Origin of the sequence: Bacillus sp. JJ783 (genome assembly GCF_036963225.1) — a bacterium.
Classification (GTDB): Bacteria; Bacillota; Bacilli; order Bacillales; family Bacillaceae_G; genus Bacillus_A; species Bacillus_A cereus_U.
Window position 1 is genome coordinate 1 of sequence record NZ_JBALMG010000091.1, and the last position, 20,287, is coordinate 20,287.

The window sequence follows — 20,287 nt, forward strand, 5'->3', positions numbered from 1 at the left end:
TCCAAATCTTTCATTCCATTAATTAATCTTAATACCCAATCACCCTTTAAATATATTAAGAACGGAATATACAATCTAACATGTCATTAAAAAAGCTTATGCAGGTTATACATAAGCTTTTTTACTCATGATTAGATATTTTTCAAATGCTACACCTTAAAGCAAGTCTTAAAAAGATTAAATATAATAATCAGGATTTTCATCCATTTTAATTAAAAATTCTTCTAAAGAATCCGCTATTTTCTCATCCTCAGAGTAAATAGGACATTGACCTAATTCATTTTCCTCTTTAAATTTAATGGTTAAAAAGTTAAGTTCTGTTACTTCAAAAAACACTAATGATTCATCATCATCTAGGTTTGGATTATATTCATAAATATCTTGCCTTAAACGGAAATCTGCAACTGAAATCGGGTCCATAAATCTGTTGAAAAACGTTCTTTTATCAGAATTTAAAAACCCACAACCTATTTCTTGATAAAAGCGTTTCAGTTCTTTTGGAAGTTCCATTTGTAATAAGCTTTCTGCCTCATTTATCTCATCTTGATATATAGGATAGAAAATAGGTTTTTGTTTAGAACGGACACTTCTGTCTGCTACAACATATTCTTTCAAAAAATTAAACATAACTTTTAATACCCTCTATTAAAGAAGGGCTGTTTTCAATGCTTCCTCAAGCATTGTGTTGCAATCATTATATGTATTCATCACTGTACCAGATGGTTTATCAAGTTCTAAATAAGTACCATCAGATAAGTTTTTACAGAACCATGCTATATTTGAATCTCCAAGGAAAAGATACTCTTTTTGAAATTCATTTTCATACCAAATCTCATTGGTTTCTATAAGCCCGCAAATTGATTCGTCCCTTTCTGTATCTAACAAATAAGAGTCAACTCCATAAAGTACTAGCCCGTTAAAATCTAATCCATTTACAGTTTTAAGAAACTCCTCATATTCACTCGGTAGGTCAACATTAAAACTCTCTTTCATGCGTTCTCTTAATTTCTGAACTTCACTATCTGTTACTGGTGTATTCAGTTTATCATTAAAACTTTTCTCTATTTTTTCAATTTCTAAAATCATATTTTTCCACATATAAAAAACTTCTTTCTAAGAGTATTTATTCTCCTTTAGGATAGGTATTATATTTGGGTATAGACCAAGTTATATCTGCACTATCTCCATCTTGTAAGTATCTAGTTAATGTAAACCATTGCTTCAACTTCTATCAGTTATTTTAGGACTTTCTTTTACATGTTTGCTTCTGAATCCCATACCTCTATAAATTCAAAACCTTTTAAATCACTTTCTAACACTGTATTTCTAAATTCATCTGATACAAAAACGGAAGGAATATGTAATATTTCATTTAAGTAAACTTTAAATATTGTTTGGTTCTTAACCATATTAGGTAAGAATGCGTATTTTTTGAAATCTATTACTAAGCCAGAACGTAGTTTCTTTAGTATAGCTTTCTCATAGTCAATAGCATCTATTGCATTTAGAACGTTAATTATATAATACACTTCTCCCGTCACATCATGAATTAGGGGAAGAAATTCTACATTATCACCAAGCATAGACTCTAAGAATTTTTTAGCTTTCCCACTAACCATTGGTGTACCAACTTCTCCCCAAAAATGAGGAAAATCACTTTGATTTCCTTCTTCTACACATTTAATACGTATTTCTCCCCATGAATCAGATGCTTTTACTGCCGAGTCAATTTTTCCTTCAAAATACTTTTTAGAATCTTCTTCTAAATTCAATAGTTGAAAGGATTCATAGTCATCAAATGAACTCTTTAATTCCCAAATTTTCATTTTTACTCTCCTTTGTTATTTTTCTATCCTTCCTTTATCTAAATGTAATTCTATATTCATGATGTTGCTTCTCCCTTTTCTTTTCCGTAGTCTTTACTGACTATAGGAGAACCGCAATTATATACTGAATATTCAATACAGACTCTTTAAAAGGTTTCATGTGTTCTACCCCCATCTTCTATATGCTTCCTTAAATAATAATACCTATGGAGTTCCATAATGAAATGAAACAAAATAAACGAAAGCATTGAGTATACACACATTAATACAATTGCTACCATCTTTTGTGTTGCAAAACCAAGGCTGATATTAGCAACGAGTTGACCCAATCCTACAAAAGCCACTACTCCGAAACCAGAGTTTTTTTTCGATGACTTTGATTTTTTGATTGGTTCCTGAAGTTTTTTAATATGATTTTTATAATAATGATTCAAAGCAAAAATATACAAACCAACTGAAAAAACAAAATAGATTGGAGTTTGTAATCCTAACATTCCATATGCAAACTTTTGGGTTATAACTAATAATCCTACTGAACATACGATGCCAAATACCCCACGAAATAGAGTATATTGTAATTGCCGCTTCCTAGGATTTATAACAATCCATATTGCCCATAAATTTAAAAAAGCAACTGGTGGAACTATTATGTACATATATATCGGTTGAACAGGATTCGCAAAAGCAGGTAAAAGCACAAATATATCTGCTATCCCAATCACAAGAGTAATTATAGTCGATCTTATATCATTTACAGCATAAAGAGCCATATAATATTCAAAAGCTTTTTTATTAAAATCTGTATTTTTTTTCATGTTAATTAAACCACCCCGCTACTGTTGACCAAGTTTTTTTGCACCCGTTTTCACCATATCCTTAATACTATCATCTTCACCATCCCCATCTAAATCAACATCCCATTTTACACCTTCTGTGAAATATTATTCCCTACTCGAAAAGGAGATCAACCCACTAATAAGATCTAGGCTTATCAAAAATTTCAAAAAGCCGGAGAGTTTGCTGGTATCGAATCTATTGGGACTCACACCATGCGCAAAACCTTCGGCTATTGGTTCTATAAATAAACAAAAGATGTCGCTATGTTGTAAGACATACTCAATCAAAGCACACCACAAATTACACTTAAATACATTGGTATCAATAAAGAAGAAAAAGATAATGTCCTTGATACATTCCTTATTTAATCCAAAAATATTAAAATATGAATACTATAAAAATTAACTATCTACTTCCCATCAAAATTATGGTAATCCTATTAAGCCTGGGGTTACCCCTTCTACCTTTGCCCATTCAAACGAGCACTCAACTAACATTTGATTCTTACACTTAATTTTTAATAAACCTTCTTCTTCTATCGTATTTATTTCAAAATAATCAATTATATTTTCTGTCCCTAAACCTTTTATTGTTAAATTATGAATAGTAAAGAAAGATATCTCTACATAAATTACATCCCACTTATTCCATCGTTTTGGCTTGTTTTCAACATTTTCCTTTGTCATCAATTGAATAACTAAAGTAGGACCATCTCTTTTAAGACGCACATCTAATAACTCTGATTCTTCAAACTTTGGTATTTTCCCAAAAATACTAATTAACGCTTGTGGATTTAAAAATTTAAATTGATCAATCATTTTTATACTCCCTATTTTTTATTTCTCTTCTCAAAATAATAATGATCCTCCATACCATCTACCTGTCCTGTTCGTGTATTGTATTCAGGTCTTACATTATGATGCGGTGGCTGATCTCCAATTCCACCTTCTCCAAACTTATGACCCTCTGAATGATCTTGAATTATAATTTTTTGACCTTTTACTTCATATGTTAATTCTCGAGTCATAATAGGCTGTTTATTATCATTCGCTTTCTCATACAAATACTTCGCAACTATAATATCTACTACAGCCAAACCAATTGATTTGAAAATAGTAATCTCTTCATCTAGGGGTAGCGTCCTATCTCCATCAACTTAAAAATTTAATAGTGTCCTCAGAACGAAATTCTGTGTTAACTTGTAACAAAAAAAGAGGAGCAATCTCCTCTTAATAAATAAACACTACTTAATTTGTTCCTTATACTCATGGTTAACAAGTACATACCATTTTCCTGTATCAAATTTTTCTTTATTAATCACGTAAACTTTACTTTCTCTCCTTACCTCCCCTGGTTTTAATTCCTTAGTAATAGTAGAGGTCTCGCCTTTTTCAACCCCATAACTACTAGCTGCCCACACATCACTTTGGTAAGCATTATCATTTTCATCCACTAAATCCACTGATGGTAAAACGGCTAGTTTCATCGGTTCGTTTGTGATGTTTTTCCCTTCTGCTTCTACAACAATAAAGACATGTCCATCTTCAGGTTTTTGGAATCCTATACTTTCTTTACCAACCTTATCTCTTTCTACAACTCTTTTTACAGTTACATCAAATTTAGGTGTATGAAAATCCTTGTTTACAGCATACTCTTTTTCTTTTATTTTTGATTTCTCTTTTGTTTGTTCTGTATTTTTCTGCTTTGTATTCTCTTTCGTTTTCGCCTCATCAGTTGTTTGCACTTTCTTTTCTTCTTGTTTAGAATTGGTTTCTTTAGATTCTGAAGAAGTTTTGTCGGATGTATTGCCGCAACCAGATAAATTGAATACTAAAGCGCCACCTAAAATACATGTAGTAAATTTTTTCAACATCTCTTTTTATCCCCCAATAACACGATATGTAAATTCCTTACTTATCATAGCGAAAAATACCATCTTAAATTGTTGCATCTTGTCGAATGATTAAGAATAATCAAGTTACTCCACGTCCTCTTTTATTATAAAGGTAAATATAACGTCTATATTGGGGTAGCATCAACATAGACTTATATGCTCTATAAAACCTGCTATAATAGGTTTTTACACCCTTAGCGTACAATTTTTAACTTTCGGTAATGTGACCCCTATTTGAAGGATAATTGAAATATTAAGACGAACTGATAGAGGTGTTTGTGTGGAATTATTTGAGTATTATAAAAAAAAGGGGAAGTTTAAGTGTTTAATTGGAACTGGGCTTTTTCTTTATGGATTAATTGGTATGTATAATACTTGGGGTAATATTAATTGGGGACCAGTAATCTTAATTATTATAGCTTCTCTTGTATTTTTTAGTATTGGATTTTGGCAATTAAGAACAGGAAATTTACTAGAAAAAAATATAGTTAAAAATGATTTAACATTTTGGGATATTGATACTTATGTTTTGTTAGAATTACCCGGCAATAATAAACATTTAGGTTTATATACTCCTGATGGAAGATATGTAGCAGGAACAAAGATGATTTCTTCAACATTACCTATTTTAAAAAATAAAGAAGTTTTTGGATTGGAAGCAAGTGATGGAGAAATTCTTGCATATTTTCATAGTGAAGTTGAAAATTATGATTGGGCTATTTATGATTCGAATTATAATTGTGTAGGTATGTTTAAAGAAAATATGATACAAGGATTTGGAATGGTACGTGGTTCTTTGATGAATGAAAAAGAGATAAAAATTTCTGAGATAGAAGTGGAATTTGATTTTTTCGAAACTTCTTTTCATACAATGGATGATCGTATATTAATAAACTGCAAGAGGGGATATATGCCTTTAGAATGGAGTGAAAGATTTGGCTTAAATGTACCGATTATTAAATTAGGTAATAATATTTCTAATGCTGAAAAAATATTTGGTTTAGGTATTCTTCTTTATACTTTAGAAACAATTAAAGTAAGAAAAAGTAGGATTTTTAATGATTAGAATTAAATATTTATATTATAAAATTTATTGAATCTTCTATTAGGGATTACATCGCCAAAAGTAAAATATTGTATATTTCAGAATCACTTTACGTTTCTTAAAATTGATGAGCATTTGTTATGCCAGAACCAACTGGAAATGGACACGGCAAGCGAGTATACTCCGCTTGCCGTTTTTTCATAGCTTCGTATGTATTTGAATTCCTTTCGCTTTCTCTTCTTCACCCTTCACGCGTACAATTAAATCATATGATCCGGGTTTTGGCGCTTCAAAAGAAAGCAAACCTTCTTTTTGAGAAGTGACTTCTTCTTCATAAATGACCTTATCGTCTTTTGTGACTTGCAATAAAATCGTACCTTCTTCAACTGCTGCCTCATAAGGAATTTCCACATTTCCTTTTTCAGCTTTAAGCGTTTGTAAATCGTAATACCCCTGCAAAGAACCAATTGTTAAAGTCGTTTCGCCATTTTTTTGAACCTTTGTGACTTTTGTTGCTGTATTACATGCGCTTAACAATACAACAAGAGTGAAAATGAGAAATGAACGAAGCAATTTCATAGAGAGTCCCCTTCCTTTAAATATATTAAGGACAAAATATACAATCTAACACATCATTAAAATTATAGTTGAAAAATAAAGAGAAGTATATGATAGGAGATACAAATATAAACAGTCACTGACCATTAGTCTACAACCAATCCCACACCCCCACACAAAAGAAAAAAGCACTAGGTCCCCCTAGTGCTTTCCCCTAAAACAAATGACAAGCTACCTGATGCCCTTTTGCAATCTCGACCATTTTCGGTACTTCCTGCGCGCATTTTCCAGTGGCGAATTTGCAGCGCGTTCTGAATTTGCAGCCGGATGGTGAGTTGAGCGGGCTTGGAACTTCCCCCTCTAGGATGATTCGTTCTTTGCCTGCGTTTGTTGGGTCTGGTTCTGGCATAGATGAGAGTAGTGCTTGTGTGTATGGATGTGCCGGTTTTGTGTATAGGTCTTCACTGTCGGCAATTTCTACTATGTTTCCTAAGTACATGACTCCGATTCGGTCTGATATGTGTCTTACCATGGATAGGTCATGTGCGATGAATAAGTATGTGACGCCTGTTTCTTCTTGAATGTCTTGCAGCATGTTTACGACCTGTGCTTGGACTGAGACATCGAGTGCTGAGATTGGTTCGTCACATAGGATGAAGTCTGGTTTTACAGATAGTGCGCGCGCTATGCTAATGCGCTGGCGCTGGCCTCCGCTAAATTCGTGCGGGTAGCGATATAAGTGTTCTTCTTTTAGGCCTACCTTTTTCAGCAGGTCTAAAATGATTTCTCTTTGTTCTTCTTTTTCGTAAGAGCCATGAATGTTCATCGGTTCGCTAATAATTTGGAATACATTCATTGTCGGGTTTAATGATGCGTACGGGTCTTGGAAAATGATTTGCATTCTTTTTCGATAATCTTTTAGTTCGCTTTCTTTTAGATCTGCGATATCTTTTCCGTCGAATAGAATGTTACCTGAAGTGACGTCGTGTAAGCGAATGATACTTCTTCCTGTCGTTGATTTTCCGCAGCCTGATTCTCCTACTAATCCGAATGTTTCACCCTTCTTTATTGTGAAGCTAAGGTCATCGACTGCTTTTAATTGCTCTGTTTTTCTGCCGAATAGTCCTTTTTTAATAGGAAAATACTTTTTTAAGTTCCGAACTTCAATTAAGTTTTCTTCATGCATGGGAATCACCTACCGCCCTATCGTTTAGCCAGCACATAGAGCGTCTTCCGTTTCCGATTTCAAAATATGGTGGACATTCTTTTTCACAAATGTCCATTTTATGTGGGCAACGCTCTGCGAATGGGCACCCTTTCGGCGGGTGTAGTAAGTTTGGTGTTACACCTTGAATTGGAGCTAGTCTTTCTTTTACTCCGTTCGATATTTTTGGCAGAGAGTTTAATAGCCCTTTCGTATACGGATGATTCGGCGATTGGAAAATATCAAGTACATGTCCTTCTTCCATAATAAGCCCGCCGTACATAACGATGACGCGTGTACAGTTTTGCGCAACAATTCCAAGATCATGCGTAATAAGAAGTAACGACATATTCGTTTCGTTTTTTAAGTTTTTCATTAAGTCTAGTATTTGTGCTTGTATCGTTACATCAAGCGCTGTCGTCGGTTCATCCGCAATGAGAAGGTCTGGATTACAAGACATTGCCATCGCGATCATAACCCGCTGCTTCATACCGCCGCTTAGTTCATGCGGATATTGTTTTACCCTTTCTTCCGGTGAAGAGAGACCGACTTGTTTTAACAAGTTGACCGCGATGTGCTCTGCTTCTTTCTTTTTCACTTTTTGATGACGTATAATTACTTCTGTCATTTGCTTCCCAATTTTCACAACTGGGTTTAAGGCAGACATTGGATCTTGGGATATGAGTGAAATTTGATTTCCTCTAATAGAACGCAATTCTTTCTCCGATTTAGAAAGCACGTTTTCATTTTGAAAAAGAATTTCTCCTTCTTTCACTTTCCCTGGCGACGTAACGAGAGCCATAACGGATTTCGCCATAACGCTCTTTCCGCTTCCCGATTCGCCAACAATCCCAACGACTTCACCCTTTTTCAAACTAAATGAAACGCCGCGGACCGCTTCTACTTCGCCGTCTTCTATGAAAAAAGAAGTCTTTAAATTTTTTACTTCTAATAGTTTTTCAGACACGCTTTTCACTCCCCCTCACTTAAAGCATTAGTTCTCATGATGAGCCCCTTTTGGTGCGAAAGCTTTTTTCAACGCTTCACCGATTACGTTAAAACTTAGTACTGTTAATAAAATAAGGAACCCTGGGAAGAGTGTTAAATACCAAGCTTCACCTATGTATCCTTGCGCATTATTTAGCATGCTTCCCCAAGAAGAATCTGGTTCTCTAATACCTAATCCTAAGAAGCTAAGTGATGATTCCATTAAAATAGATGTCGCAATTGTTAATGTCGCTGCGATTATAATCGTCGATAAAATGTTAGGAATGATATGTCTTACAATAATCATAAGTGACTTTTGTCCCGACACTTTTGCATATAAAACGTACTCACGCTCTTTTACAGATAACGTTTCTGCCCTTACGATACGCGCGGTGTCCATCCACGTTAATAATCCGATAATAAGAACAAGCGTTGTAATTCCTGGTTTTAAATACGCATTTAATAACAGCATTAAAAAGAATGATGGAATTGACATTAAAACTTCAACAATTCGCATTAAGAAGTTGTCTAACTTTCCGCCAAAATATCCGCTAATTGTTCCAACTGCCGTACCGATTGTAATGGAAACAATCATTGCTAGAAAACCAACAGCAAGCGAAACTCGTCCGCCATATAACGCTCTCGTTAAATAATCCCTTCCGTAATCATCTGTGCCGAACGGATGACTCATACTCGGTTCTTGTAAACGATCTGGAATAGACATTTTGCTAGGATCATACGGTGATACGAATGCGAAAAGAGACGCTATTGTTAAAACACTAAGTATAATAACTCCCATTACTACAAAATTATTTTTCGTAAAACTATTTTTTATCGTTTGAAATCTCCTATTGTTCATTCCATCATCCCCTCATTCGAATGCGCGGATCTACTACGCCATATAAAATATCAGCAATTAAATTACCGAGAATTAACATGAACGATGATAATAATGTGATTGCCATAATAATTGGATAATCAAATCTAAAAATAGCATTTACCCCGAGTGAACCAAGTCCCGGCCATGAGAATACTGTTTCCGTAATAAAAGCTCCGCCTACTAAACTCGGAATAGATAATCCGAAAATTGTAATGATCGGTATTAATACGTTTCGAAGTACGTGATTAAATAAAACTGTTTTCTGTGAAGCACCGTACGCATATTGAATTTGTACGTAATCTTCCTCTAATTGCTGGATGGTACTTGAGCGAATATATCTCATATAGACAGAGATGTTTTGGAACGCTAGCACCATGCAAGGTAAAATACCGTGCTGGACAATATCCCAGAAGGAATCTTGACCGACTGTGCGCATACCCATACTCGGAAGCATGTTCAACTTTAAAGAGAATAAATAGATTAATAGTAACGCGAACCAAAAGACTGGCATTGAGATTCCCACATAGGAAATGAAGTTCACAATGCGGTCAAAGAACGAATTCTTTTTCACCCCTGTAAATAGTCCAAGTGGTATTGCGATTACGAATGAGACGAGTAAAGATGATCCCATTAATCCGATTGTTGCGGGTAATCTTTCTGTGATAAGTTCTAAAACAGGACGGTGATTTTGAAGTGAGTATCCAAAATTCCCTGTTAAAATATTTTTTAACCATAAAAAATATTGCACGTAAATCGGCTGATCTAGTCCTAAACTTTTGCGAATACGTTCAACGTCAATCGGACTCATATTCGGCGTTACAAAGTTTCGAACGGGATCGCCCGGCGCTAGTTTTATTAATAGAAAAGAAATAATAGAAATAACAAATAAAAGCGGAATTGCATTTAAAAGCCTCTTTGCAATTACTTTATACACAAACTTCCCCCCTCAAGATAAAGAAGCTGATTTTCACCAGCTTCTTTACAGTTTCTTATTTCACTTCATAAATCTTCGATAGATCTTCAAACATTGTAACTGGAATTGCTTTTGCTTCTTTTAATCCATCAAACTTTTTATCTACTGCAATAACTGCTTTCGGATATGCGATTGGAAGATAAGGTAAGTCTTCTCTCGCTGTATCTTGAATTTTATGGTATAGCTCAGCTCGTTTCGTTTTATCTGTTTCAACTGCAGCTTCTTCCCATAACTTATCGAAATCAGTATTTTTATAACGTGCATAATTGTATTCCGCATTACTTAAGAATAAGCTCTTATATGAGTCAGGCTCAGGTCCCATTATGTAACCACCGAATGTAATGTCATATTCTTTATTCTCTTTATCTAAGCCTTTTTCACTTGCCGCACTTGCATCTAATGCATTTAGTTCAACTTGTAAGCCTACTTCTTGTAATTTTTGCTGCGTATAAAGTGCTAAGCTTTCCATAATTTTATTATTCGTTACATACATAACGCGTACTTTTTCTTTATCTTTCACACCAGCTTTTGCTAATAAATCTTTCGCTTCTTTTTGATCATACTTATACTCTTTAATATCTTTCGCATAATACATAGCGTCTGGTGTTAAGATTGAATTTGCCGGTTCTGCAAATTGACTAGAAACGAACGCTGAGTTAATCATTTCTTTCTTATCTAATGCATGCGCAATTGCTTGGCGCACTTCTTTTTTCTTCATAAGGTCTGTATTAAAGTTATAAGCTAAGTAGAATAATCTACCTTCAGGGAATGTCACCATTGAGAAGTTCCCCGTGCTATCTAATTTCTTAAAGTCTTGCGGCTCAATCATCTTCATATTGATTTGACCATTTTGAAGTGAAACATTTGCTGTATTACGATCTTTTACAACGCGGTACACGACAGAATCTAATTTCGCTTTACCAGCAAAATAATCATCGAATCGCTCTAGCGCAACATATTCATCTGATTTAAACTCTTTTAATTTAAATGGACCTGATCCAACAGGTTGTAGGTTTTTCTTACTCTTCACTAAATCCGCTTCACCTTCAAATACATGTTTCGGAATTGGGAAAAAGTCATTCATAACCCCTTCGAAAGATGCACTTACTTGTGGTAATACAAATTGAGTCGTTAGCTCATCCACTTTTTTCACCTCAAGTGGCTTTCCTTTAAAAATAAAGTTTTCACGGCTTGAACTATTTTGCTTCTCATCTAAAATAGATTGGAATGTAAATGCAATATCATCTGATGTAATTTTCTTACCATCATGCCATTTCAAATTATCTTTTAGTTTTAAAGTCCATGTTAATTGATCCTCTGAAGGCGTAAAGCTCTCAGCAAGAACAAACTTTTTCTTACCGTCTTCCATATGATACAGCGGTGCATATAAAGCTTGCTGCACAGTTAATGACACTCGATCATTCGCATAAAGCGGATTCATCGTATCTGGATTATCACTAACACCAACTGTTAACGTTCCTCCATCTTTCGGAGTCCCTGATTTACTAGTGTTTGCTTGCTTCGAAGAATCTTTCTCCCCTGAGCAAGCCGCTAATGCAATAAGTAATAGTAGGACAAATGGTAATGCAAACAACTTCTTCTTCATATTTCGACTCCTCTCGACTATTTACACCTATAAGAAAACTCGGAATTAATACCGAGTTTTCTTATAGGTTTTAAATTACCACTGCCCGTATGTATTGTCAAACTTTTTCGCAAAGGTAGAAAGTTTGAAATCTATCAATGAATCCTTGCGATAAACTATATTTATGCGGAGGATAAAATAAAAAGACCACGAATAGATGGCCTCGTAAAATGAGTTGAAAAACTAGCAGCCTACAAGAAACTCCTCTGAAATGGTTGTTATATATAATTGAAAATGTAGAATGAGATTAAAGATAAAAAAACATTTTTAGGAGGTTATCATGACATTTGATGAATTGAAAAAAAATAAACCAACAAACCCATGGATTGAGAATGATGAAGATGGGGAGTTTTTCACCGAAGAAAATATAAGTGCAACAAATAAAGTGCTCGACACTTACATTAACAATTTAGAGCAATTGGGAGAGAACCCAACCGAAGTCGAAATAATGCAAGTCGTTAAAGAGGTAGTTATTAAAATAAATGAATTAAATGTCGAACATGACTATTTTATCGAAACAATGGAAAGAGAAGATCTCTATGAATTTATCGATACAGCAGCACGAATAGCTGGCTTAGAATCCGAAGAAGACATCACAGAAGAATGGCGAGAATGGTAAATAAGCTGCATACTTGGTGTCTAAATTTACTCCTTCATAAAACTTTGTCCCTTCTTCTCCAATTGGAAAAGAAGGGACAAACAAAGACAACTCCAATAGAATCAAATACTGAGATATATTAAAATTTTCATTCAAATTAATAATATGATTAGATGTTTTTCTAAGTTCTTCTTCTCTAACTAAAATTAATCTATTTTCCAAACTCATTTCTCTAATCAATTACCAAGGCGTTCTGAACATAAATATTTTATATTTTTTAAGATGTGTATCTTTAGAGTATTAAATAAACAGAAAAACAGCCGACTCTTTGTATAAAAGTCGGCTGCTTTCTTATCATTCAAGCTCTCCCTTGCGAAGGAGTTCAACAACTACTTGTGAATGCCCTTTAACACTAGCTTTTGCATTACATTTGAAATGCATACACGCATTATAAACAAAAAGAACAGCACAATCTCAATACACTTTCATGTACAAATATATATAGATCGCCAAATAGAGTAACTTTCAACCCAAACTAAAAAGACCACCAAAAGACAGCCTCACAACTGAATCGTAGTACCAACTCCACGCTCCACCGCTTTTTCATACAAATACTTCGCAACTATAATATCTACTACCGCCAAACCGACTGATTTAAAAATAGTAATCTCTTCATCATTTTCTCGGCCAGGTCTTTCTCCACTTATAATTTGACCAAGTTCGGCGTGGATATCACTTGCCTCAAATAAGCCTTCTTTTATCGGTACTTGGAGGTCACCCGTTTCTTCAAGTGCTGCTTCTTTTGATTCGACTACTACTTTATTTGCGTTCGCGATGGCGTGAGATGGTAGCTCTTGCATGCTTGGTCTAAATGAGCCGACGGCGTTTATGTGGACGCCTTTTTGCAATGTTTCTGTGAAGACTGGTGTGGATGCATTCGTTGTTGTGACGATAATGTCTGCTTCGCTTATTGCTTCATTTGGATTTGTGTAAACGTAAGCCGGCCTGCCGAATTTTTCTTGTATATATTGCGCGAATGCATACGCTTTTTCTTCCGTTCGGTTATATAGGATGATTTTTTCAATGTCCCTAACGGCGAGCACAGCTTCTGCAATTCCTTTCGCTTGTTCACCTGTACCGATAATGCATAAGTTTTTTGCATTATGACGAGCTAAATGTTTTGTCGCTACACCTGATAAAGCGCCTGTTCGGATCATCGTTAAGTACGATCCTTCTAAAAGTGCAAGCGGTTCTCCCGTTTGAAAATCTGATAGCATAACGATCCCATTTATCGTTTTCTTTCCTATCTTTTTATTATGAGGAGCTACTGTTACTACTTTTAAGCCGAGTGCTTCAAGTCCTTCCGCTACTGAAGGCATAATTAATGCGGTATTTTGCTCGTTCGCAAATGGTAATGAGCCGCGAATTGGTGTAATCGTTCTTTCTGCTGAAAATTCTTTTAAAGCAAGCGCCGCGTATTCAATGACTTCATTCATATTTACTAAGTTTTTTTGTTCGTTCGCGCTTATGACTAGCATATTTGTTCACCCTTTTCTAAATTCTTTTCTTCACTAGATGTGATATTTTCATTCACGACCTGCGCCCCTACTAAATCACCCGTAATATTTACAACTGTGTGGCCCATATCAACGAGCGGAGAAACCGCCGCAATGATCGGAATAATTGTTAGCGGGAGCCCTAGTGTAGAAAGTAAAATAGTCGCGGTAATAACGTCCGCACCTTTTACACCAGCACAGCCCGCCGCAAGGACGATTCCTAAAAATACAGTTTGCATAATAAGCCCAAATGTAATCGGAATACCATATACGTTTAATGCGAAGACCGCTAAAACACCGAGCGCTGCTGATAGTCCGTTCATATTAACAGTAGCTCCAAGTGGAATGGTGAAACCAGCTACCGATTCAGGTATACGAAGTCTTTTTTGCGCAACTTCCATCGTTACTGGAAGCGTTGCGCTACTTGATGTCGTACTAGCAGCTACGAGCATAGCTGGACTCACTTGTTTGTAGAAATGAATTGGGCTTATCTTCCCGAAAACTTTCAGTACAATTGGGTACATAATGAACACAATGAGTAGCAATGATAAATAATCAGCTACTACATAGCTAACGACCGCAGTAAGCATGTCAGCTCCAAATGTGCCAACTACATGAGCAATTAACGCCATAATTCCGTATGGGGCAAATCCGATAACGAGCTCTGCAATTTTAATCATGACTCCTGATCCTTCATGCACTAATTTACGAATTCCTTTCGCTTGATCCCCGAGAAGAATAAGTGCCACCCCGACAAAAATAGCAAAGATAATAATTTGAAGCATACTCGTTTCTGAAGCTGCTTGAATGACGTTAGAAGGAAACCATTGCACGATATTATCTACAAAACTAAACTTCTCTTCTTTAAAGTTCTGCCCATTCGCAAGAAGACCTTCTACTCCTTTACCAGGGTTGATAATAAAAGCGATCACTACGCCAATGCTTGTCGCTAATACCGCTGTAACTGCATAGTAAATAAAAATCCTGCCGCCAATCGCCCTTAACATTTTCGGATTTTCAAGCTGCGCGATACCTGAGACGATACTTAAAAAAGTTAAAGGAACAATAATCATTTGTAATAAGCGAATAAATATATCCCCAATCGGCTTTAAAACAGCTACTTTCGGTCCAAATGCTATCCCTAAAGCAATACCGATTAATGCCCCTATCAAAATTTTCACAGGTAAATTTTGTTTTCGCCACCACTTCATCCAAAGGTCCCTCCCTTAAGAAAACATTAAGCTAACAAAAACCCCCGATTCAAATCATCCCTCGGATCTACAACAAACTGGTGGAATCCTGTAATAAACGCATTCCCCGTCACTTTCGGAACGACAGCTTCATATTTATCTACTTCTGTTACCGACAATACTTCTCCCTCAAATTTGCCGTCAGTAATGCATTCGTGGATGAAAATCTCTCCTTTTTGTAAGGCATCTTTTTCAAAAAGGGTTGCGATTCTTGCGGAAGTTCCTGTGCCGCAAGGGGAACGGTCTACTTGCCCATCAGCAAAGATCGTTACATTTCGTAAAGTAGCGTCTTTTTCTTTCGGTTCATCTGAGAAAATAACGCCGTATATTCCTTTTAAATCTTCTTCAAGTGGGTGCTTTACTTCCATTTGACTTTCAATATAATGTTTAATTTTACCGCCCCACGTTTGAATAGCAGATAAGTCTTTGAAATCTACTTTCAAACCAAATTCTTTACAGTCTACAACAGCGTAGAATGCTCCGCCGAATGCGATATCTACTTGGAATTCATAGTCATCTATTTTGATAGGAACGTCTTTTTTATATACGAACGAAGGAACGTTTTCGAATGATACTGACTCAACTTCGCTTCCGTTATATTTTGCGTACGCAATAACTTCCCCAGCAGGGCTATCAATAATGAATTTTTGTTTTTCACCTGTCACTTCAAACATACCTGTTTCAATTCCAACTGTAATAACAGCAATAATGCCATGACCACACATCGTACTCCAGCCTTCATTATGCATAAATAACACGCCAAAATCAGCGTGAGCACTTGCGGGCGGAGTAATGATACAACCGTACATTCCGTGATGTCCTCTCGGTTCATACATAAGAATCTCACGAAGATGATCCAAATGTTCCATGCAGTACGCGCGTCTTTCTAGTTGTGTTTCTCCCTTTATCACTGGCACGCCGCCCGTAATAATTCGAAGCGGTTCCCCAGCTACGTGCGCATCAATTGTTGTGTATATTTTACTAACCTTCATTTCTATCTCTCCTCTATATGTTGATACTATTTTTATTGCAATTATCATGCCAAAGTGCAAAGCGTTAATTTGTTTACATTTTTCTGAAAAAGGTGTATCCTTTTGGCAACAAATCTGTATACTACTGTCTACTTTTTTATAAAATCAGTGGGGTTTTATAAATCTCCTACTGATTATTAGCCCATAAATAGCGGGATAAATTCTTTGGAGGCCATGTTATGAAACAATTCGATAACTTTGCAGTTCCAACGTTGCATACACTCCTCTCTTACGTGGAAGAAGCGATTTCTATCGTAAATACGAAGGGCGTTATGTTGTACTGGAATGAGGCAGCAGAAAAAATGTATGACATTAAAAAGGAAGATATTATCGGAAAGAATGTGCAAGAGTTTTTTTCAAAAGAAGATATTATGAATTTGAAAGTTCTTGAGAGCGGGCAACCGGTTCGAGATATTTATCATCTTCCTCGGCCAGATAAGCATGTATTAATTAGTACGACTCCTATTTATGACGAAAGCAATGAATTAATTGGATCTATGTCTGTAGAAAGAGATATTACCGTAACGATTAAGTTAAATGAAAAACTATCCTCCACTTCTGAAGAATTACAGCAATTAAAGCAAATGATTCAGCATCAACAAGATGACCCCTTCAGCACGATTAAAGGAAGTAACGCAACACTTCAGCACATTATCCACAACATGAAAAAGGTAGCGAAAACAGATGCGACGATTTTAATTACAGGCGAAAGCGGCGTTGGGAAGGAACTCTTTGCCCAGGCTATTCATGAAGCGAGCCCGAGAAACAAGCAATCTTTTATCCCGATTAATTGCGGCGCTATTCCTGCCGCCCTATTTGAAAGTGAGTTATTTGGTTATGAATCCGGAGCATATACTGGAGCCGCTAAGGGCGGAAAGGCAGGAAAGTTAGAATTAGCAAATGGCGGCACTTTATTTTTAGACGAAGTGGGAGAACTACCGCTTGATATGCAAGTAAAACTACTTCGCGCTTTACAAGAAAAAGAGATTTACCGCATCGGTGGGCAAACGCCGAAAAAAATAAACGTAAGAATTGTCGCCGCAACGAATCGTATTTTAGAAGACATGGTGCTCAGCGGGACGTTTCGATCTGATTTGTTTTATAGATTAAATGTTTTTACGGCGCACATCCCGCCGCTGCGAGAGCGAACAGACGATATTTCCTTTTTAACTCATCATTTCTTAAAGGAATTTTCTTTTAATTATAACAAGCCCGCTCCATTCGTTCATCAAGAAGCAATGAACAGGCTACATACATATTTTTGGCCGGGTAATATTCGCGAACTACGCAATATAATAGAAAGATTAATTGTCCTTCATGACGGGAAAGAAATACGTGAAGCGAATATTTTACAACTATTACCTTCGCAAAAATCTGTCTATCATACAGAGCGCTCACTCACTGATGAGAAAAAGAACTTAGAGAAAACTAGAATTGTACAAACTCTCGAAGACACGTACGGAAATAAAAGCATCGCTGCGAAAAAGTTAGGCATGTCCCGGGCTAATTTATATAAGAAACTGAAGAAGTATGGGATTACTTATGAAGTAGAGCGATAATCAGCGGTGTGTGTGTATGTTCATAAGCCATTAAAAAGTCATTTATTCATTGTGGAATTCAAGCTACATATTCGTTCTTGGGAGGTGCTGTGGCACCTCCTTTTCTTTTGCAACAAACGGGCCAGATTGTTGAGGGTCTCTTCTAAAATAATTGGATATTAATATTAAAATAGATGGGGATTATGAAGTCATGTACTTAAACTATAGGACGGGATTATTTATTTCCTATATAATTATAGTAAACAAAAGATAGGTTATTTAAGGATGGCTGATATGTTGAATACAAAAACTAAATATCAAACTTGGATACGAATTTACAAACTAATTATTTTTTTGGTTATTTCACTCATTCTTCTCTTGGTAACATTATTACCTGTTAATTTATATTTGCGAGTCCTGTCAGGTATTTTTGCGTTACCTTTTATTTATATAGCATTTATACTTTCTTATTCAGTTTACCAATTTGCAGCAGTTGGGGGGAATTATCAGTCAAAAATACATGATTTAATTGTTGCCAAAGTGAATTGGGATGAAAAAGGAAAAATACTAGATATAGGAACCGGTAGTGGCTCACTGATTATTAAACTGGCAAAGACTTTTCCTAAGTCCTTTCTAACTGGAATTGATTATTGGGGCGGAAATTGGGAATATTCCAAATCCCAATGCCAACAGAATGCTGAAATAGAAGGGGTCTCTGATAGAATTGATTTTCTGAAAGCAAGTGCTGCAGAACTCCCTTTTACTGATGATGAATTTGATATAATTGTAAGCTGTCTAACATTTCATGAAGTAAAAGATAGAGAAAATAAAACTGAAGTAATTAAAGAGGCATTAAGAGTGTTAAAACCTGGTGGTGAATTTGTTTTCTTAGATTTGTTTATGGATGAAAAAATATTTGGGGATGAAATAGAGCTCTTAAATGTCTTAAAGAAACATGGTGTATCTGAATTGAATAGCTACAAGCTTGCTGAAGAAATGGAGTTACCAAAACTCTTATTGAACAAAAAAGTATTAGGAAATGCAATGATTTTGAGTGGAAGGAAATAAGAATGCACTAATTCGTCCTTATAATAGCGCGGACTTCTCTATTATAAGGGCGACTACTTAATTTAACAAAGTGATGTAGCTCTATTTGTTTTTTGCATCTTTTTTAGCAACATCGTAACTTTATTTCAAACCCACACACCTAACCCCAACAAAAAAATCCCCCGAAACCTCGGGGGACCCATCAAACCCTCACCGCCACCACATCCGGCACTTGCTTAGCAATCTCCTCACCAATCTTTATACTAGCCGTTGCCGCCGGAGACGGTGCATTGCAAATATGCAGAGAATTGATGCCAGGGATAATGCAGAAGTCATCAACCATATTTCCGTTTGATAAAATGGCTTGTGCCCTTACGCCAGCATGGGTTGGCACGATATCTTTTTCTGTAAGTTCTGGTATTAGGTGCTGCAAGCTTTTTAGGAATGATTGTTTACTAAATGAGCGCACCATTTCTTTTATGCCTTCTTTCATATTGGGCATCGCCATTTTCCAAAATCCTGCGTATGTCATTGTTTCCATGAAGTCTTTAATATCGAAGTCTGTTTTCGTATAGCCTTCTCGCTTAAAGCTTAATACTGCATTTGGTCCTGCATGTACGTCTCCGTTTATCATTCTTGTGAAATGAACACCTAAAAACGGGAATTCTGGATTTGGAACGGGATAGATTAAATGTTTTACGAGATGGCGTTTTTCTGGGACAAGTTCGTAATATTCACCACGAAATGGAACAATTTTCATATCCGTTAATATTCCTGTCTTTTTCGCAATGCGATCACTATGTAATCCAGCGCAGTTAATGAGAAATTTCGTTTTAAATACACCTTGATTTGTCTCAATTGTTACAGCGTCTTTCTTCTCAGTAATACGCTCTGCGGTTGTTCCAAAATGTACTTCCCCACCGCTTTCCTGAATTAAGCGAGCAAACGCATAACTTACTCCTCTATAATCAGCAATCCCACAAGAAGGAACACGGATTGCCCCAAGTCCTTTTACATGAGGTTCAATTTCAGCTAATTCTTCCTTATCTATTTTTGAAATATGTAAATCGTTTTGTAAGCCTCTTTCATATAAGTTATGTAAAAGAGGAAGTTCGTCCTTTTCTGTAGCGACAATTACTTTTCCGCACATGTCATAAGCGATGTCATTTTCTTTACAAAATTGAACCATAGCTGCGTTTCCTTCTTTAGCAAACTTCGCTTTATAACTCCCTGGTTTATAGTAAATTCCAGAGTGAATTACACCGCTATTATGTCCAGTTTGATGATGTGCGAGTTCCTTTTCTTTTTCAATGATCGCGATTTTCGCACGAGGGAACTTTTTCGTTAAAGCCATCCCAGTTGAAAGCCCAACAATTCCTCCGCCAATAATTATAAAGTCATACATCCTACTTCCCCCT

General features: G+C 35.9%; 21 protein-coding genes and 3 pseudogenes. 5 read left to right on the plus strand and 19 right to left on the minus strand.

Going from position 1 to position 20,287, the window contains the following annotated elements; translation table 11 throughout:
- Nucleotides 1-177 precede the first annotated feature (177 nt).
- The 4 genes from V7038_RS19130 to V7038_RS19145 form a co-directional block, all read right to left on the minus strand.
- Nucleotides 178-627, minus strand: coding sequence for an SMI1/KNR4 family protein (locus tag V7038_RS19130; RefSeq protein ID WP_335471378.1), 450 nt, complete (start codon nt 625-627; stop codon nt 178-180).
- An 18-nt stretch (nt 628-645) separates the two neighbouring features.
- Nucleotides 646-1,098 carry a YrhA family protein gene (locus tag V7038_RS19135; protein WP_335471381.1) on the minus strand — a complete coding sequence of 151 codons (453 nt, stop codon included), beginning with the start codon at nt 1,096-1,098 and terminating at the stop codon, nt 646-648.
- A 155-nt stretch (nt 1,099-1,253) separates the two neighbouring features.
- Nucleotides 1,254-1,826, minus strand: coding sequence for an imm11 family protein (locus V7038_RS19140; protein WP_199692848.1), 573 nt, complete (start codon nt 1,824-1,826; stop codon nt 1,254-1,256).
- 146 nt (nt 1,827-1,972) lie between these two features.
- Nucleotides 1,973-2,641, minus strand: coding sequence for a hypothetical protein (locus V7038_RS19145; protein WP_335471385.1), 669 nt, complete (start codon nt 2,639-2,641; stop codon nt 1,973-1,975).
- 126 nt (nt 2,642-2,767) lie between these two features.
- Between V7038_RS19145 and V7038_RS19150 the strand changes: the two are divergent.
- Nucleotides 2,768-3,031 (plus strand): annotated as a pseudogene (locus tag V7038_RS19150) (tyrosine-type recombinase/integrase); the annotation flags it as partial.
- 57 nt (nt 3,032-3,088) lie between these two features.
- On the opposite strand, the gene V7038_RS19155 reads toward V7038_RS19150, so the two are convergent.
- The 4 genes and pseudogenes from V7038_RS19155 to V7038_RS19165 form a co-directional block, all read right to left on the minus strand.
- On the minus strand, nt 3,089-3,481 hold the full coding sequence (locus V7038_RS19155) for an immunity 50 family protein (protein WP_000566919.1): 393 nt from the start codon (nt 3,479-3,481) through the stop codon (nt 3,089-3,091).
- Between the two features lie 11 nt (nt 3,482-3,492).
- The gene (locus tag V7038_RS19160; RefSeq protein WP_018783699.1) at nt 3,493-3,690 is read right to left on the minus strand and encodes an HNH/endonuclease VII fold putative polymorphic toxin; all 198 of its coding nucleotides are present in this window, start codon (nt 3,688-3,690) and stop codon (nt 3,493-3,495) included.
- A gap of 21 nt (nt 3,691-3,711) precedes the next feature.
- Nucleotides 3,712-3,792, minus strand: a pseudogene (locus V7038_RS29575) (hypothetical protein); the annotation flags it as partial.
- A 114-nt stretch (nt 3,793-3,906) separates the two neighbouring features.
- A complete protein-coding gene (locus tag V7038_RS19165) occupies nt 3,907-4,536 on the minus strand; it encodes a hypothetical protein (protein ID WP_002069205.1) in 630 nt (209 codons plus the stop codon).
- 301 nt (nt 4,537-4,837) lie between these two features.
- On the opposite strand from V7038_RS19165, the gene V7038_RS19170 reads away from it, so the two are divergent.
- Complete coding sequence (locus V7038_RS19170) at nt 4,838-5,623, plus strand: ABC transporter ATP-binding protein (protein WP_335471388.1); 786 nt, start codon at nt 4,838-4,840, stop codon at nt 5,621-5,623.
- A 177-nt stretch (nt 5,624-5,800) separates the two neighbouring features.
- Here V7038_RS19170 and V7038_RS19175 read toward each other — a convergent pair whose 3' ends face one another.
- The 6 genes from V7038_RS19175 to V7038_RS19200 form a co-directional block, all read right to left on the minus strand.
- A complete protein-coding gene (locus V7038_RS19175; protein WP_002114740.1) occupies nt 5,801-6,181 on the minus strand; it encodes a BA_1872 family lipoprotein in 381 nt (126 codons plus the stop codon).
- A gap of 193 nt (nt 6,182-6,374) precedes the next feature.
- Entirely contained in the window at nt 6,375-7,346 is a 972-nt protein-coding gene (locus tag V7038_RS19180; RefSeq protein WP_335471392.1) for an ABC transporter ATP-binding protein, read from the minus strand.
- Nucleotides 7,339-8,331: an ABC transporter ATP-binding protein gene (locus V7038_RS19185; RefSeq protein WP_335471395.1), complete on the minus strand. Its 993-nt coding sequence runs from the start codon at nt 8,329-8,331 to the stop codon at nt 7,339-7,341. Before V7038_RS19185 ends, V7038_RS19180 begins: the two co-directional genes overlap by 8 nt.
- A 27-nt stretch (nt 8,332-8,358) precedes the next feature.
- Nucleotides 8,359-9,210: an ABC transporter permease gene (locus V7038_RS19190; RefSeq protein ID WP_335471397.1), complete on the minus strand. Its 852-nt coding sequence runs from the start codon at nt 9,208-9,210 to the stop codon at nt 8,359-8,361.
- A 4-nt stretch (nt 9,211-9,214) separates the two neighbouring features.
- Entirely contained in the window at nt 9,215-10,165 is a 951-nt protein-coding gene (locus tag V7038_RS19195) for an ABC transporter permease (protein ID WP_002035186.1), read from the minus strand.
- A 55-nt stretch (nt 10,166-10,220) separates the two neighbouring features.
- Complete coding sequence (locus tag V7038_RS19200; RefSeq protein ID WP_335471400.1) at nt 10,221-11,810, minus strand: ABC transporter substrate-binding protein; 1,590 nt, start codon at nt 11,808-11,810, stop codon at nt 10,221-10,223.
- A 319-nt stretch (nt 11,811-12,129) separates the two neighbouring features.
- On the opposite strand from V7038_RS19200, the gene V7038_RS19205 reads away from it, so the two are divergent.
- A complete protein-coding gene (locus V7038_RS19205) occupies nt 12,130-12,468 on the plus strand; it encodes a hypothetical protein (RefSeq protein WP_199692855.1) in 339 nt (112 codons plus the stop codon).
- A gap of 333 nt (nt 12,469-12,801) precedes the next feature.
- Here V7038_RS19205 and V7038_RS29580 read toward each other — a convergent pair.
- The 4 genes and pseudogenes from V7038_RS29580 to V7038_RS19220 form a co-directional block, all read right to left on the minus strand.
- Nucleotides 12,802-12,884: pseudogene (locus tag V7038_RS29580) on the minus strand (hypothetical protein); the annotation flags it as partial.
- A 123-nt stretch (nt 12,885-13,007) separates the two neighbouring features.
- A complete protein-coding gene (locus V7038_RS19210; RefSeq protein ID WP_335471402.1) occupies nt 13,008-13,985 on the minus strand; it encodes an ornithine cyclodeaminase family protein in 978 nt (325 codons plus the stop codon).
- Nucleotides 13,979-15,214 carry a dicarboxylate/amino acid:cation symporter gene (locus V7038_RS19215; protein WP_199661085.1) on the minus strand — a complete coding sequence of 412 codons (1,236 nt, stop codon included), beginning with the start codon at nt 15,212-15,214 and terminating at the stop codon, nt 13,979-13,981. The genes V7038_RS19210 and V7038_RS19215 overlap by 7 nt, the downstream gene beginning before the upstream one ends.
- Before the next feature lie 26 nt (nt 15,215-15,240).
- Nucleotides 15,241-16,293 (minus strand): proline racemase family protein, encoded by a 1,053-nt coding sequence (locus V7038_RS19220; protein WP_283746971.1) that lies wholly within the window; start codon nt 16,291-16,293, stop codon nt 15,241-15,243.
- A gap of 170 nt (nt 16,294-16,463) precedes the next feature.
- Between V7038_RS19220 and V7038_RS19225 the strand changes: the two genes are divergently transcribed.
- Both V7038_RS19225 and V7038_RS19230 read left to right on the plus strand, forming a co-directional pair.
- Nucleotides 16,464-17,843, plus strand: a complete 1,380-nt coding sequence (locus V7038_RS19225; protein ID WP_335471404.1) for a sigma-54 interaction domain-containing protein — start codon at nt 16,464-16,466, stop codon at nt 17,841-17,843.
- A 273-nt stretch (nt 17,844-18,116) separates the two neighbouring features.
- On the plus strand, nt 18,117-18,890 hold the full coding sequence (locus V7038_RS19230) for a class I SAM-dependent methyltransferase (protein ID WP_335471407.1): 774 nt from the start codon (nt 18,117-18,119) through the stop codon (nt 18,888-18,890).
- Nucleotides 18,891-19,071: 181 nt separating this feature from the next.
- On the opposite strand, the gene lhgO is transcribed toward V7038_RS19230, so the two are convergent.
- On the minus strand, nt 19,072-20,274 hold the full coding sequence (gene lhgO / locus V7038_RS19235) for an L-2-hydroxyglutarate oxidase (RefSeq protein WP_002114771.1): 1,203 nt from the start codon (nt 20,272-20,274) through the stop codon (nt 19,072-19,074).
- Nucleotides 20,275-20,287: the final 13 nt, after the last annotated feature.